This is a genomic window from Mesorhizobium album, from assembly GCF_033977205.1.
Lineage (GTDB): Bacteria > Pseudomonadota > Alphaproteobacteria > Rhizobiales > Rhizobiaceae > Mesorhizobium > Mesorhizobium album.
The window spans coordinates 94,640-109,347 of record NZ_JAVIIW010000017.1 but is presented as its reverse complement, the minus strand read 5'-3'; the positions used below and the strand labels follow the sequence as shown (position 1 = coordinate 109,347).

The following is a 14,708-nucleotide window of genomic DNA, read 5'->3' as shown; positions in this document are numbered from 1 at the left end:
CGCGGCAGCGATGGTGCTGGGCACGGCGGCAAAGGCCTCGGATTTCTCCGAGCCGTGGAAGAATGCCGACCGCGCGCTGGTGATCGACGCCTACGAATACAACTCCATCGACTGGGCTAAGCTTGCCACCGACAAGCGTATCGTCGGCTTCATCAACAAGGCGTCCGACGGTCTGCCGCCGCCCTATTTCTGCTTCGGCAGCGAGACCGACGTGAAGCTCTGCAAGGCACTGTGGAAGCGCTATGCGGTGACGCGCGAACTGTTCCAGACGCGCAAGGTGGTGGCCAAGGCGCTTGGTCTGAAATGGGGCGCCTATCACCTTGCCCGCCCAGGCAATCCGGTCGAGCAGGCCAACAATTTCGTCGATTTCGCCGAGCCCGCGCCGGACGACCTCATTGCCCTCGACCTCGAAGGCAACGACCCGACGCAATGGATGTCGCTGGAGGACGCGGAAGAATTCGTGCGCCAGGTGCACAGGCGGCTCGGCCGCTTCCCGGTGCTCTACACCAACGGCAAAACCGCCCAGTACATCGCCGACAACCGCTACACCTACCGGCTGCTGTCGCGACTGCCGCTCTGGTATGCGCGCTACAAGCCGGTCATCGACGTGCATTTCCCGATGGGCAATTGGCAGGGTTACGCGCTTTGGCAGTTCTCGGCGCAGGCGAATTGCGGTCGCTTCAGATGCCCCTATCGTGTGCCGGGCACGCCCAACGACATCGATGTCAGCGTCGCGCCGATGAACGCCGATGAGCTACGCCAGCAATGGGCCTTCGGCGGGCTGATCGACGTGCCGTCCGATTACCTCGCCTCGATCCCGGTGCCGATCTCGCGCGAAGCGGGCCTCGCCGGCAAGGTCACCATCACCTATGCCAACGTGGCGACGCCGCCGACCTTCGAAGAAATGGTTGCGGTGCTTGGGTCGCGCTGGGAGAAATTCCGCGACGGTTTCCGCATGCCGGTTGTGAAAACGGTGCCGCAGCGCTCGAGCTTCGGCATCGTCCAGTATGTCGCCTGGAAACGGGCTGGACAGCGCACGCCCGAACAGCTCGACGCCGCCTTCGCGGCTGCCGATCCTGTCAGCACCGCATCGACGACGCTCGACCGGAACCGCCGCTGATCATTCCAAATAAATGCCGTCAGCGATGGTTGCCCAGGCTGGCATACATGCCGGTGGTGCGAAACTGTGTCGGCGTGATGCCATAGCAGCGGCGAAATACCTTGGAAAAGTAGTTCGGGTCGTCGAAGCCGCAGAGGACGGCGACTTCCTTGACCGGCAGGAAATCGGCCTTGGTCAGCAGCTTGGCGGCGCGCTGCAGCCGTTGCTGCAGGACGAACTCGGCCGGCGGCAACCCTTCGCTCTCGGCGAAGCAACGCGAGAAATGGGCGCGGCTGAGGCCACTGATTTGAACCAGTTCGGCGACGGGTAAGGGCTTGTCGAGATTGGCGTTGATGTGATCGATGATCGGCTGCATGGCGCTTTGCTTTTCGGCGAAGGCGTGCGAGCCGAAGACATCGTCGTAAAGCGCCATCGCCGCCTCATAGGCGATGGCGGAGGCCGCGCCCGGCGAGGCGGCGCCCTTGATGAGGCGCAGGCTGCAATCGGCAAGGTGGTCGATGGTCGCCGGCTGCAGACGGAACACAGGGCCCGAGACGCTGAGGATCGACTTGTGGATGCGTAGCGCCTCCTCGCCGTTCATCGAGATCCAGAAATATTCCCAGCGGTCGCCCTTGGCGAGCCAGTAGCGATGGTTGTGCGGCACCAGCACCAGCAGCGTGTCGTTCGCCTGCAGACGATAGTTGCGGCTCTCGTAGCGCAACTGGCCGGTGCCGCTGATCGTGTGCTGGAGAACGGTGAACGGCGTCTGGCCGCGCTTTCGCCCGTCCCAGTCGTAGGTCTCGTCCTCGCGCACTTCGTAGCCGGTGCTGGTCGGCATGGCATGCAGGCGCTGGCGCCCGCGCGGCAGAGAGATCGTCCGCATCAGCTTTCCGTTCGCGATCAGGTCCTGCAGCACAAAATTACCCTCGAAAGCATAATCCTTCTCTGGCCGCGCCGGCGAATAAGCGCATAATCCGGCTCCTCAAGAACGGGAAAGACCCGCGGTCGAGGAGCGGGCGGGAGGAGAAAGAGCTGGATTTCCGGCTCGGATGGCAAGCGCGCATGCTGGCGTGCGGCCATAACCCTCCCTTGCTGCTCCTTGCCTAACATTCGATTGGATCGAGGTGAAGGTGATGAGCTTCAAAATCGCTATTATCGGCGCCGGCAGCGTCGGATTTACCAAGAAGCTGTTCACCGACATTCTCTGCGTCCCCGAATTCAAGGACATCGAATTCGCGCTGACCGATATCAGCGAGCACAATCTCGGGATGATCAAGGCGATCCTCGACAGGATCGTGGAAGCCAACAATCTGCCCACCAAAGTGACGGCGACGACCGACCGCCGCAAGGCTCTGGAGGGCGCGCGCTATGTCATCAGCTGCGTGCGCGTCGGCGGCCTCGAAGCCTATGCCGACGACATCCGCATTCCGCTGAAATATGGCATCGACCAGTGCGTCGGCGATACGATCTGCGCCGGCGGCATCCTCTACGGCCAGCGCAACATCCCGGTGATCCTCGATTTCTGCAAGGACATCCGCGAGGTCGCCGAGACCGACGCCAAGTTCCTGAACTATGCCAACCCGATGGCGATGAACACCTGGGCCGCGATCGAATATGGCAAGGTCGACACGGTCGGGCTCTGCCATGGCGTCCAGCATGGCGCCGCGCAGATCGCCGAGGTGCTCGGCGCGAAATCGGCCAGGGAACTCGACTATGTCTGTTCCGGCATCAACCACCAGACCTGGTTCATCGAATTGCGGCTGAACGGCCGGCCGATCGGCAAGGACGAGCTGATTGCCGCCTTCGAGGCGCATCCGGTCTATTCGAAGCAGGAAAAGCTCAGGATCGACGTGCTGAAACGCTTCGGCGTCTATTCGACCGAAAGCAACGGGCACCTCTCCGAATATCTGCCCTGGTACCGCAAACGCCCCGACGAGATCACGCGCTGGATCGACATGTCCGACTGGATCCATGGCGAGACGGGCGGGTATCTGCGCTACTCGACCGAGACCCGCAACTGGTTCGAGACGGAGTATCCGCAGTTCCTCGAAGCGGCATCGAGGCCGATCGACCCCGCCAAGCGTTCCAACGAGCATGCCAGCCATATCCTGGAGGCGCTCGAGACGAACCGGGTCTATCGCGGCCATTTCAACGTCAAGAACAACGGCGTGATCACCAACCTGCCGCAGGACGCCATCATCGAATCGCCCGGCTTCGTCGACCGCTTCGGCATCAACATGGCCGCCGGCATCACATTGCCTGAGGCATGTGCGGCCACCTGCATGTCCTCGATCAACGTCCAGCGCATGTCGGTGCATGCCGCCATCGCCGGCGACATCGACCTCTTGAAGCTCGCCGTGCTGCACGACCCGCTGGTCGGCGCGGTTTCGACGCCGGAGGAAGTCTGGCAGATGGTGGACGAGATGGTGGTCGCTGAAGCCGCCTGGCTGCCACAATATGCTGATGCCGTCCCGGCGGCAAAAGAGCGGCTTGCGAAGTCGAAGGTCAAGACCCGCGAATGGGCGGGCGCGGCGCGGCGAAGCGTGCGCTCGATCGAGGAACTGCGCGCCGAAAAGGCCGCACTGAAACAGGCCGGCTGAAGCTCGGGCTTGGCGGCTGACCTGCAGGAGGCAGGTCAGCCAAAATCAGTTGTCCAAAATAAGGGCGGGCAGCAGCAGACGTCCAAACATCTGGGAGGAGACAATGAGGAAATTACACAGCATTGCCGCCGGACTGGCATTGAGCGTTTCAATTCCGGCACTCACCGCTTTCGCGTCCGAACCGACGATCCCGCCGGGGCCGGCGACGTTCCCGGCCGAAGGCAAGATCCACTATGTGGCGCGCGACTCCATCCTGGAGTTCAAGGCGCTGCCCGAATATCACGAGCCGGACTGGGTGACGGAGAAATACGTCAAGACCGGCAAGCTGCCGCCGGTCAAGGACAGGCTGCCCAAGGAGCCGCTGGTCTTCAAGACCGCCAACATGCCGGACGGCATCGGCGTCTATGGCGACACGATGCGCCATGTCATCGGCGGCAGGCCGGAAGGCTGGAACTACGGCGCCGGCCAGACGCAAGGCTGGGGCGGCATCGACATCGCGCTTTCCGAATGCCTGACGCGCACCGCGCCGCTGTTCCAGGTCGATGCAAAGGACACCGAGCCGCTGCCGAACCTCGCCAAGAGCTGGGAGTGGTCGAAGGACGGCCACAAGCTCACCATGCATCTCATCGAAGGCGCCAAATGGTCGGACGGCGCGCCATTCAATGCCGACGACCTGATGTTCTACTGGGAGGACGAGGTCCTCGATCCCAATGTCTCACCGCTCAACGGCGCGACGCAGGAAACCTTCGGCGTCGGCACGACGCTGAAGAAGATCGACGACTACACCGTCGAGTGGACGTTCAAGGAGGCGTTCCCGAAGCAATATCTCTATGCGATGGCCTACGGCACCTTCTGCCCCGGGCCCTCGCATATCTTGAAGCCGAAGCATCCGAAATATTCGAAGAACACCTACGACCAGTTCAAGAACGCCTTCCCGCCGGAGTTCATGAACATGCCGGTGATGGGCGCCTGGGTGCCGGTCGAATACCGGCCGGACGACATCATCGTCATGCGCCGCAACCCCTATTATTGGAAGGTCGACGAGAAGGGCAACCAGCTGCCCTATCTCAATGAGCTGCAGTACAAGCTCTCAACCTGGGCCGATCGCGACGTGCAGGCAGTGGCCGGCTCGGGCGACTTCTCCAACCTCGAGCAGCCGGAGAATTTCGTCGCCTCGCTGAAGCGCGCGGCTGAGAAGAACGCACCGGCTCGGCTTGCCTTCGGCCCGCGGCTCATCGGCTACAATCTGCGCTTCAACTTCTCCGCCAATGGCTGGGGCAACCCGGACGAACGCGGCCAGGCGCTGCGCGAGCTGAACCGCAACGAGGACTTCCGCAAGGCCGTCACCATGGCGCTCGACCGCAAGGCGCTGGGCGACTCGCTGGTCAAGGGACCGTTCACCGCCATCTATCCCGGCGGCTTCTCCTCGGGCACCAGCTTCTATGACCGCAAGTCGACCGTCTACTATCCCTTCGATCTCACGGGCGCCAAGGCCGAGCTCGCCAAAGCCGGCCTCAAGGATACGGACGGCGACGGCTTCGTGAACTTCCCGGCCGGCACCGCGGGCGGCAAGAATGTCGAGATCGTGATGCTGGTCAACAACGACTACACGACCGATAAAAGCCTTGCCGAAGGCGTGGTCGCCCAGATGGAGAAGCTCGGGTTGAGGATCGTCATCAACGGGGTCAACGGCACGCAGCGCGACGCCGCCGAATATTCCGGCCGCTTCGACTGGCTGATCCGGCGTAACGACACCGAGCTGACATCCGTGGTGCAGAACACCGAGCAGCTCGCGCCCGTCGGTCCGAAGACCAGCTGGAACCACCGCGCGCCGGAAAGCGGCGAGGTCGACCTGATGCCGTTCGAGAAGGACCTTGTCGACATCGTCAACAAGTTCGTCTCGACGCAGGACAATGACGAGCGCGCCAGCCTGATGAAGAAGTTCCAGGAGATCTCGACGGCAAACGTCTACAATGTCGGCCTGACGGAATATCCGGGCGCGCTGATCGTCAACAAGCGCTTCTCGAACATTCCGCAAGGAACGCCGATCTTCATGTTCAACTGGGCCGAGGATTCGATCGTCCGCGAGCGCGTCTTCGTCAAGGCGGACAAACAGGCCAAGTATGAACTCTTTCCCCAGGAACTTCCCGGCAAGCCTGGGGACAAGGGTCCGATGGACTAGGGGCCCGATGGATTAAGCTTTACCTCCCTGACGAAGAGCTGTCCGGCCGCGTTGCGGCGCGGCCGGACAAAGCAGATCCTCCAAACGCGGCGAACGCGTAACCGGCGAGAAAGGAAACGGACCGTCCATGTTGCGATTCCTGCTCATGCGCATAGCGTCGGCGCTTCCCGTGCTCGCCATTTTGAGCCTCGTCACCTTCGCCATCATCCAGGCGCCGCCTGGCGACTACGCCGACTACATCAAATCGCAGCTCATCAACCAGGGCGGCGCTTCCTACGCCGAGGCGGACGCGCAGGCACAGGCCTACCGGAAAGAACATGGGCTGGATAAGCCGCTGCCTGTCCAGTATCTCAACTGGATCGGCGGCATCGTCACGCGCGGCGATTTCGGCTACAGCCTCTATTACAACAAGCCGGTGGCAGATGTAGTGGCCGAGCGCCTGCCGCGCACGCTACTGTTGGCGCTGGTCTGCCATCTGCTCGCCTCGGTGCTCGGCATCACCTTCGGCATATGGGCGGCGACGCGGCAATATTCCTGGATCGACTCCACACTTTCGGCCATCTCCTTCCTCGGCATGACGGTGCCGCGCTTCCTGATGGCGCTGATCATCGTCTATTTGCTCGTCTTCCAGTTCAACGTGTCGGAGATCGGCTCGTTCTTCTCGCCGCAATATGGCGGCGCGCCGTGGTCGTGGGCGAAGTTCGTCGACCTCATCAAGCATGTCTGGCCGGTGGTAGCGATCGCGACCTTCGGCGGGCTCGCCTACAATATGCGCGTCATGCGCGGCAACCTGCTCGACACGCTGAATGCCCAATATGTCGAGACGGCCAAGGCCAAGGGCCTGACCGGCGGCGCGGTCGTCATGCGCCACGCCGTGCCCAATGCGCTGCATCCGCTGGTCATGTATCAGGGCGTGGTGCTGCCCTACATGCTGACCGGCGAGATCGAGACGGCGATCATCTTCGCGCTGCCGACCGTCGGGCCGGCGATCGTCGGCTCGATGGCGGTGGGCGATGTCTATGTGACGGCCACCTTCATGATGGTGCTGTCGGCGACGCTGATCGTCGGCAACATCATCGCCGACATGCTGCTCGCCCTGCTCGATCCGCGCGTGCGCCAGTTCGGGGAGCACTAGATGCTGGCGCGCGATCCCTCCCCCCCGCCGATGCCGGCCGAAGGCGCCGTTAGCCAACCGGCGCACGGCAACGAGAGCTACATCGCGCTCGTCTGGCGCCGGCTGAGGCGCTCCTGGACCGGCATGGCCGGACTATGCTTGGTTGTGCTCTTGCTGGCGATGGCCCTGTTCGCGGAATTTCTGGCACCTCTCGACCCGAAGGCAACCGATATCGCCTTCGCGCCGCCGCAGGTGGCTGTTTTCCACGACAAGGACGGCAATTTCGTCGCGCGGCCGAGAATCTATGCGCTCGCTGAATCGGCCGATCTCGACCCGGTCACCTTCCAGCCGATCGTCGGCCCCGACTACGACCATCCGCGGCTGCTCGGTTTCTTCGTCGAGGGCGCGCCCTACAAGCTCTTCGGCCTCATCCCGGCGAACCGGCATTTCTTCGGCTCGATGGACGGCCAGCCGGTACACTTCCTCGGCACCGACAAGTTCGGCCGCGACGTGCTGTCGCGCGCCATCCACGGCTCGCGCGTCTCGCTGATGATCGCGCTCACCGTCGTCTTCATCATCACCGTCATCGGCACAACCGTCGGCATGGTCTCCGGCTATTTCGGCGGCCGGTTCGATGTCTGGATGCAGCGCTTCGTCGAGCTTGTGCTCGCCTTCCCGCAGCTGCCGCTTTATCTGGCGCTGACGACACTGATCCCGGTCACGGCGCCGACCAATGTTTTCCTCGCCTTCGTCATCATCGTGATGTCGGCGCTGGGCTGGGCGCAGATGTCGCGCGAGGTGCGCGGCAAGACGCTGGCACTGGCGCGAATCGACTATGTGCGCGCCGCCATGGCGGTCGGCGCCACCGACCGCCGCATCATCATGCAGCACATCTTCCCCAATGTGATGAGCCACGTGATCGTCGCCGTGACGCTGGCGATCCCGACGGTGGTGCTTCTGGAATCCTTCCTCGGCTTCCTCGGCTTTGCGGTGAAGCCGCCGCTGATCTCCTGGGGCCTGATGCTGCAGGACACCGCGACCTATTCGGTCATCGGTACCTATCCGTGGATCCTCTCGCCGGTCGGCTTCGTGCTGGTCACCGTCTTTGCCTTCAACGCGCTGGGCGACGGCCTGCGCGATGCCGTCGATCCCTATTGAGGTGGCAGAGAGATGACGACGATCGCGCTTGCCGAATCCTTCGCACCAGCCGTCCGGCTTGACCATAACGGACGCCATGACCAGCCCGTCATCGACGCCCGCAACATCGAGGTCGCCTTCAAGGTCGAGCACGGCACCGTCGAGGCGGTGAAGGACGTCTCGTTCCAGCTCTATCGCGGCGAGACGATCGCGATCGTCGGCGAATCCGGTTCCGGAAAGTCGGTGACGGCCCGTACGGTCATGGGACTGCTGTCGCGGCGGGCGACGGTGTCGCCGAGGTCGAGTGTCGAATATCTCGGGCAAAACATCCTGAAATTCCCGGAACGCGCCCGGCGCAAGCTGCGCGGCAACCGCATCTCGATGATCTTCCAGGAGCCGATGAGCTCGCTCAACCCGATCTACACGGTCGGCAGCCAGATCGTCGAAGCGATCAGGGTGCATCGCAAGGTAAGCCGCAGGCAAGCCTGGGCGCGGGCGCTCGAGCTTTTGCGGCATGTTCAGATTCCCGAGCCGGAAGCACGGCTCAAGCAGTATCCGCATCAGCTCTCCGGCGGCCAGCGACAGCGCGTCATGATCGCTATGGCGCTGGCCAACGATCCTGACGTGCTGATCGCCGACGAGCCGACAACCGCGCTCGACGTCACGGTGCAAGCGCAGATCCTGAACCTGATCCGCAACCTGCAGAAAGAATTGCGGATGGCGGTGATCCTGATCACCCACGACCTCACCGTGGTGCGCAAGTTCTCCGACTATGTCTATGTCATGCAGCATGGCGAGATGCGTGAGCACAACGTCACCGAACGGCTGTTCGCCGATCCGCAGCATCCCTACACAAGGCGGCTACTCGCATCCGAGCCGCATGGGCGGCCGAAGCCGCTGCCCGATAAGTCCGGCACAATCCTCGAGGCGAACGGCGTGCGCGTCTGCTTCACGCTGCGCCACGGCACGTTCTTGAAGCCGGACTGGCGCGAGCTGGTCGCGGTCGACGACCTCGACCTGAAACTTTGCCGTCACGAGACACTTGGGTTGGTCGGCGAATCCGGTTCCGGCAAGACTACCTTCGGCCAGGCCCTGCTCCGGCTGTTGGACGCCAAGCGCGGCGAGATCCGTTTCGACGGCCAGCCCATCCAGGACCTGTCGCGCGCCGAGATGCGGCCGCTGCGCTCGCGCATGCAGATCGTCTTCCAGGACCCGTTCTCCTCGCTCAATCCGCGCATGACGATCGGCCAGATCATTGAGGAAGGGCTGGTCGTCAACAGGATTGGTGCGACGCGGCGCGAGCGGATCGAGCGGGTGCGCGAGGCGCTGGTCAGTGCCGGCATGCCGGGCGATATCCTGTCGCGCTTTCCGCACGAATTCTCCGGCGGCCAGCGGCAGCGCATCGCGATCGCCCGCGCCATCGCGCTGGAACCGGAGTTCATCCTGCTCGACGAGCCGACTTCGGCGCTGGACCTGTCCGTACAGGCGCAGATCATCGACCTTCTGCGCAAGCTGCAGGACGAGCGCGGCCTGAGCTACCTCTTCATCTCGCACGACCTCAAGGTGGTGCGGGCGCTCTGCCACCGCGTCATCGTCATGCAGCAGGGCAAGATCGTCGAACAAGGGTCCGTCGACGAAGTCCTTTCCAATCCCAAGACCGTCTACACCGAACGGCTCGTCAGGGCCGCCTTCGATGTGGCGTGACCATTTTCCGGAGGCTTACAGTGGCAAGAAATCCCAAGATCACCTTCATCGGCGCCGGCTCGACGGTATTCATGAAGAATATCATCGGCGACGTGCTGCAGAGGCCGGCACTTTCGGGCGCCACGGTCGCGCTGATGGACATCAATCCGCAGCGGCTGGAAGAAAGCGCGCTCGTCGTCAACAAGCTGATCGCCACGCTCGGCGTGAAGGCGAAGGCCGAGACCTATTCCGACCAGCGCAAGGCGCTCTCCGGCGCCGACTTCGTCGTCGTCGCCTTCCAGATCGGCGGCTATGAGCCCTGCACCGTCACCGACTTCGAGGTGCCGAAGAAATACGGCCTGCGCCAGACGATCGCCGACACGCTCGGCGTCGGCGGCATCATGCGGGGCTTAAGGACCGTGCCGCATCTGTGGAAGATCTGCGAGGATATGCTCGCCGTCTGCCCCGAGGCGATCATGCTGCAATATGTCAACCCGATGGCGATCAACACCTGGGCGATCGCCGAGAGATACCCCCAAATCAAGCAGGTCGGCCTCTGCCATTCGGTGCAGGGCACGGCGATGGAATTGGCGCACGACCTCGACCTCCCTTACGAGGAGATCCGCTACCGCTCGGCCGGCATCAACCACATGGCCTATTATCTCAAGTTCGAGCATCGCCAGCCGGACGGCTCCTATCGTGACCTCTACCCCGACCTCATCCGCGCCTATCGCGAGGGTCGGGCGCCGAAGCCCGGCTGGAACCCGCGCTGCCCGAACAAGGTGCGCTACGAGATGCTGACCAGGCTCGGCTATTTCGTCACCGAAAGCTCGGAGCATTTCGCCGAGTACACGCCCTATTTCATCAAGGACGGCCGCGCCGACCTGATCGAGAAATACGGCATTCCGCTGGATGAATATCCCAAGCGCTGCATCGAGCAGATCGAGGGCTGGAAGAGACAGGCCGAGGCCTACCGCTCGGCCGACCGGATCGAGGTGGCGCAGTCGAGGGAATATGCCTCAGAGATCATGAACTCGGTCTGGACCGCCGAGCCGTCGGTGATCTACGGCAATGTCCGCAACAATGGCTGCATCACCTCGCTGCCGTTCGACTGCGCGGCGGAAGTGCCATGCCTGGTCGATGCCTCCGGCATCCAGCCGACCTATATCGGCGACCTGCCGCCGCAGCTCACGGCGCTGATCCGCACCAATATCAATGTGCAGGAACTGACGGTGCGGGCGCTGATGAGCGAGAACCGCGAGCACATCTACCACGCGGCGATGATGGATCCGCACACCGCGGCCGAGCTCGATCTCGACCAGATCTGGTCGCTTGTCGACGATCTCATCGCCGCTCACGGCGACTGGCTGCCGGCCTGGGCGCGCAAGGACGGCAGGAGCAAGGCCGCCTGATCACGTTTGTTTTGCGCAATTCCGGACGGAAAACCGCTACGCACTTTTCCTGGAATTGCTCAGACGCCGGCCTTTTCGCGCTCGACGGCGCGCCAGCCGATATCGCGGCGGCAGAAGCCCTGCGGCCAGTCGATGCGGTCGAGCGCGGCGTAGGCTCGTTTCTGCGCCTCCCCGACAGTGGCGCCGAGCGCGGTGACATTGAGCACGCGACCGCCATTGGCGACCAGCGCGCCGCCATTGATGGTGGTGCCGGCGTGGAAGATCTCCACGCCCTCGCCTTCCGCCTGCTCCAAACCGCGGATGACCGAGCCCTTTTCCGGCGTGCCGGGATAGCCCCTCGCCGCCATCACCACGGTGAGCGCGGCCTCGTCGCTCCAGCGCGCCGACATATGCGCGAGCTGGCCATCGACGGCGGCGTTGAGCAGGACGAGCAGATCATCCTTCAGCCGCATCATCAGCACCTGGCATTCGGGATCGCCGAAGCGGGTGTTGTATTCGATGAGCTTCGGCCCCTGGTCGGTGATCATCAGCCCGGCGAAGAGGATGCCGGCGAAAGGCGCGCCGATATTGGCCATGCCGCGCATGGTCGGCTCGATGATCTCGCGCATGGTGCGCTCGGTCATCTGAGGCGTCATCACCGGCGCCGGAGAATAGGCGCCCATGCCGCCGGTGTTCGGGCCGGTATCGCCGTCGCCGACGCGCTTGTGGTCCTGCGCTGTGCCGAAGGGCAAGGCGGTGGCGCCGTCGCAGAGGCAGAAGAAGCTCGCCTCCTCGCCGGTCAGAAATTCCTCGACGACCACCTCGGCGCCGGCAGCGCCGAACGAGCCGTCAAAGCATGCGTCGAGCGCAGCAAGCGCCTCGTCCACCGTCATGGCGACCGTGACGCCCTTGCCGGCGGCGAGCCCGTCGGCCTTGATGACGATCGGCGCTCCCATCTTCTCGACATAGGCCTTGGCCGAAGCGAGGTCGCTGAAGCGGCCATAAGCGGCGGTCGGAATATTGAATTTCGCGCAAAGGTCCTTGGTGAAGCCCTTCGAGCCTTCGAGCCGGGCAGCTGCCTTGGATGGGCCGAAGACGCGTATGCCCCAGGCGCGCAGATCGTCGGCAATGCCGGCCACCAGCGGGGCCTCCGGACCGACCACGACGAGATCGATCTTGTTCTGCTGGCAGAAGGCGGCAATGGTGGAATGGTCGGAAATGTCCAGCTTGACCAGCTCGGCAACGCGGCCGATGCCGGGATTGCCCGGCGAGGCATAGAGCCTGGTGAGCAGCGGCGAGGCGGAGAGCTTCCAGGCCAGCGCGTGTTCGCGGCCGCCCGAACCGAGAAGAAGAACGTTCATGGCCACCTCTTGCTGCCGATCGTCTCTGCCCTGAACCCGCTATTGGTCCGCGGGCGGCGGGTCAAGGCGTGTCGGCAATTTGGTGACGGTTGCACACCAGAACAATAGCGCGCCGGCTATCCTCCAGGCTGCGATGGCCTCGCTGGCTCACGATGTTTTCACCGGCTGACCGCTCGAGTGGTTCACCGTTTCACGGAAACGGCGAACCACTCTATCTCTTTGTTTTCACGCAATTCCGAACGGAAAACCGCTTCACACGTTTCTCGGAATTGCTCTGCCTGCCGCTTGACGGCGCCCGCCGCTGCTGCCACTCCAAAGCAATGGAACCCATCCAGTCGAAAGCAAATCAGGGCCGCGTCGCCGATGCGCCGAGCGGCCATTGGGTCTACCGCGCGCTGCCGCGCTGGCTGTGGCCCTATGCGCAGCTTGCGCGCTGGGATCGACCGATCGGCTGGCAACTGCTTCTGTGGCCTTGCTGGTGGTCTGCAGCCCTTGCCGCAAGCGCCTATCCGCGACCGACCGATCCGCTGCTGACGCTGTTGCCGGCGCCTTGGTACCTGCTGCTGTTTTTCATCGGCGCCGTCGCGATGCGCGGTGCCGGCTGCACCTACAACGACATTGTCGACGAGGACATCGACAACCAGGTCGAGCGGACGCGCTCGCGACCGCTGCCGGCCGGCAAGGTGACGCGCCGCCAGGCCTGGGCGTTTCTGGTCATCCAGGCGCTGATTGGCCTCGCGGTGCTTTTGCAGTTCAACAGTTTCGCCATTCTGCTCGGCATCGCCTCGCTCGCCATCGTCGCCGTCTATCCGTTCATGAAGCGCATTACCAACTGGCCGCAATTGGTGCTTGGGCTGGCCTTCTCATGGGGCGCGCTGATGGGCTGGGCGGCCGAGTTCGGCGATCTCGATGGGCCGGCCATCATGCTCTATGTCGGCTCGATCCTGTGGGTGATCGGCTACGACACGATCTACGCGCATCAGGACAAGGAAGACGACGCCATTGTCGGCGTGCGCTCGACGGCGCGGCTCTTCGGCGACAACACTAAGACCTGGCTCACCGGGCTCTATGGCGGCACGCTCGTCTGCTTCGCAATCGCCTTCGCCTCGGCGCAAGTGCCGATGCCGGCGCTGGCCGGACTGATCGCCGCCGGCGCGCATATGGCGCGCCAGATCATCCGGCTCGACATCAACGATCCGGATCAGTGCCTGAGACTGTTCAAGTCGAACAACCAGGTGGGCTGGCTGATCTTTCTGGGGCTTATCGGCGGCGCGCTGTGGGTGGCGCTGAAGCCGCTGGTGTAGTCTCCCTTCTCCCAGTCACTATACGGGAAGGTGGCGGCAGCCGGATGTAGCGCCAACCTTGGAGGCAAGGCGAATGCACAGCGGCGATACCGCGGTGCGTCGGATTAGATTTTGAGATGGCCAAACATCAAGGTCAGCGCCGCCCCTCATCGCCCTGCCGGGCACCTCTCCCCGTATAGTGACGGGGGAAGAAGGCTGTCATCGACGGTTTCGCCAATCGCCAGCGCGACAAGCAGCCTACTCCCGCGCGATGATCTCCTCGCCGCCGATGACGAGACGCAGGCCAAGATTGCCGGCCTTGCGGCGTGCTAGGAAGCGCGGGCGGCGCATGTTGGACACGCGGCCCTTGCGGCGCTCCTGCGGCGGCAGCGCCTTGATGGCGGCGCCGAGCGATTCTTCCAGCGTGCGGGCAATGCCGTCGGCCTCGATCAGGAGCATCGGCAGGCGATAGGCTTCGGCCCAGGCGCGCCAGTCGGCGGCAACGTCGTCGAGATCGTCGGCGACCAGAAGCGGCACCGACAGCATCGGATCATTGTGCAGAAGCTCCAGCGTCACGGTGACATTGCCGTCCGGGTCTTCCATGGCGCGGGCGGCGACGCCGCGAAACGCCTTGGCGGGCAGCGCGATGATCGCCGGCACGCCGCTCATCTCCAGCATGCGCCGGATGATCGCGCCACGCTGGTCGATGGTGAAGGTAACATCGCCATAGTCGTCGCGCGTGGCATAGCTCACCATTTGCGGCAGGCGAAACGGGTCGAGACGCATGTTGCGCCCGGCCCAGACTGGCTTCAGTCCAGTGTTCATCGAGTGCCTTCCTGTTTCTCCTGAGGGCCGTTT

11 protein-coding genes are annotated in these 14,708 nt (G+C 63.6%); 8 read left to right on the top strand and 3 right to left on the bottom strand.

Annotated features, from left to right (window positions below):
* Positions 1-10 precede the first annotated feature (10 nt).
* Positions 11-1,120: a glycoside hydrolase family 25 protein gene (locus tag RFN28_RS16195; RefSeq protein ID WP_320288355.1), complete on the top strand. Its 1,110-nt coding sequence runs from the start codon at positions 11-13 to the stop codon at positions 1,118-1,120.
* A gap of 19 nt (positions 1,121-1,139) precedes the next feature.
* On the opposite strand, the gene RFN28_RS16190 is transcribed toward RFN28_RS16195, so the two are convergent.
* Complete coding sequence (locus tag RFN28_RS16190) at positions 1,140-1,982, bottom strand: AraC family transcriptional regulator (RefSeq protein WP_320288319.1); 843 nt, start codon at positions 1,980-1,982, stop codon at positions 1,140-1,142.
* A gap of 250 nt (positions 1,983-2,232) precedes the next feature.
* Between RFN28_RS16190 and RFN28_RS16185 the strand changes: the two genes are divergently transcribed.
* The 6 genes from RFN28_RS16185 to RFN28_RS16160 all read left to right on the top strand — a co-directional run bounded on the left by RFN28_RS16185 (position 2,233) and on the right by RFN28_RS16160 (position 11,227).
* Positions 2,233-3,699 carry an alpha-glucosidase/alpha-galactosidase gene (locus tag RFN28_RS16185; RefSeq protein WP_320288318.1) on the top strand — a complete coding sequence of 489 codons (1,467 nt, stop codon included), beginning with the start codon at positions 2,233-2,235 and terminating at the stop codon, positions 3,697-3,699.
* A 103-nt stretch (positions 3,700-3,802) separates the two neighbouring features.
* Positions 3,803-5,881 (top strand): ABC transporter substrate-binding protein, encoded by a 2,079-nt coding sequence (locus tag RFN28_RS16180; protein WP_320288317.1) that lies wholly within the window; start codon positions 3,803-3,805, stop codon positions 5,879-5,881.
* 127 nt (positions 5,882-6,008) lie between these two features.
* Entirely contained in the window at positions 6,009-7,016 is a 1,008-nt protein-coding gene (locus RFN28_RS16175; protein WP_320288316.1) for an ABC transporter permease, read from the top strand.
* Positions 7,017-8,153: an ABC transporter permease gene (locus RFN28_RS16170; RefSeq protein ID WP_320288315.1), complete on the top strand. Its 1,137-nt coding sequence runs from the start codon at positions 7,017-7,019 to the stop codon at positions 8,151-8,153.
* A gap of 12 nt (positions 8,154-8,165) precedes the next feature.
* Positions 8,166-9,836: an ABC transporter ATP-binding protein gene (locus RFN28_RS16165; protein WP_320288314.1), complete on the top strand. Its 1,671-nt coding sequence runs from the start codon at positions 8,166-8,168 to the stop codon at positions 9,834-9,836.
* Positions 9,837-9,856: 20 nt separating this feature from the next.
* Positions 9,857-11,227, top strand: coding sequence for an alpha-glucosidase/alpha-galactosidase (locus RFN28_RS16160; RefSeq protein WP_320288313.1), 1,371 nt, complete (start codon positions 9,857-9,859; stop codon positions 11,225-11,227).
* Positions 11,228-11,286: 59 nt separating this feature from the next.
* Here the strand turns inward: RFN28_RS16160 and purD are convergent, their stop codons facing one another.
* Positions 11,287-12,567, bottom strand: a complete 1,281-nt coding sequence (gene purD / locus RFN28_RS16155; RefSeq protein ID WP_320288312.1) for a phosphoribosylamine--glycine ligase — start codon at positions 12,565-12,567, stop codon at positions 11,287-11,289.
* Between the two features lie 320 nt (positions 12,568-12,887).
* On the opposite strand from purD, the gene ubiA reads away from it, so the two are divergent.
* Positions 12,888-13,871 carry a 4-hydroxybenzoate octaprenyltransferase gene (gene ubiA, locus RFN28_RS16150; protein WP_320288311.1) on the top strand — a complete coding sequence of 328 codons (984 nt, stop codon included), beginning with the start codon at positions 12,888-12,890 and terminating at the stop codon, positions 13,869-13,871.
* A 237-nt stretch (positions 13,872-14,108) separates the two neighbouring features.
* Here ubiA and RFN28_RS16145 read toward each other — a convergent pair whose 3' ends face one another.
* A complete protein-coding gene (locus tag RFN28_RS16145) occupies positions 14,109-14,675 on the bottom strand; it encodes a DUF6101 family protein (RefSeq protein ID WP_320288310.1) in 567 nt (188 codons plus the stop codon).
* Positions 14,676-14,708: the final 33 nt, after the last annotated feature.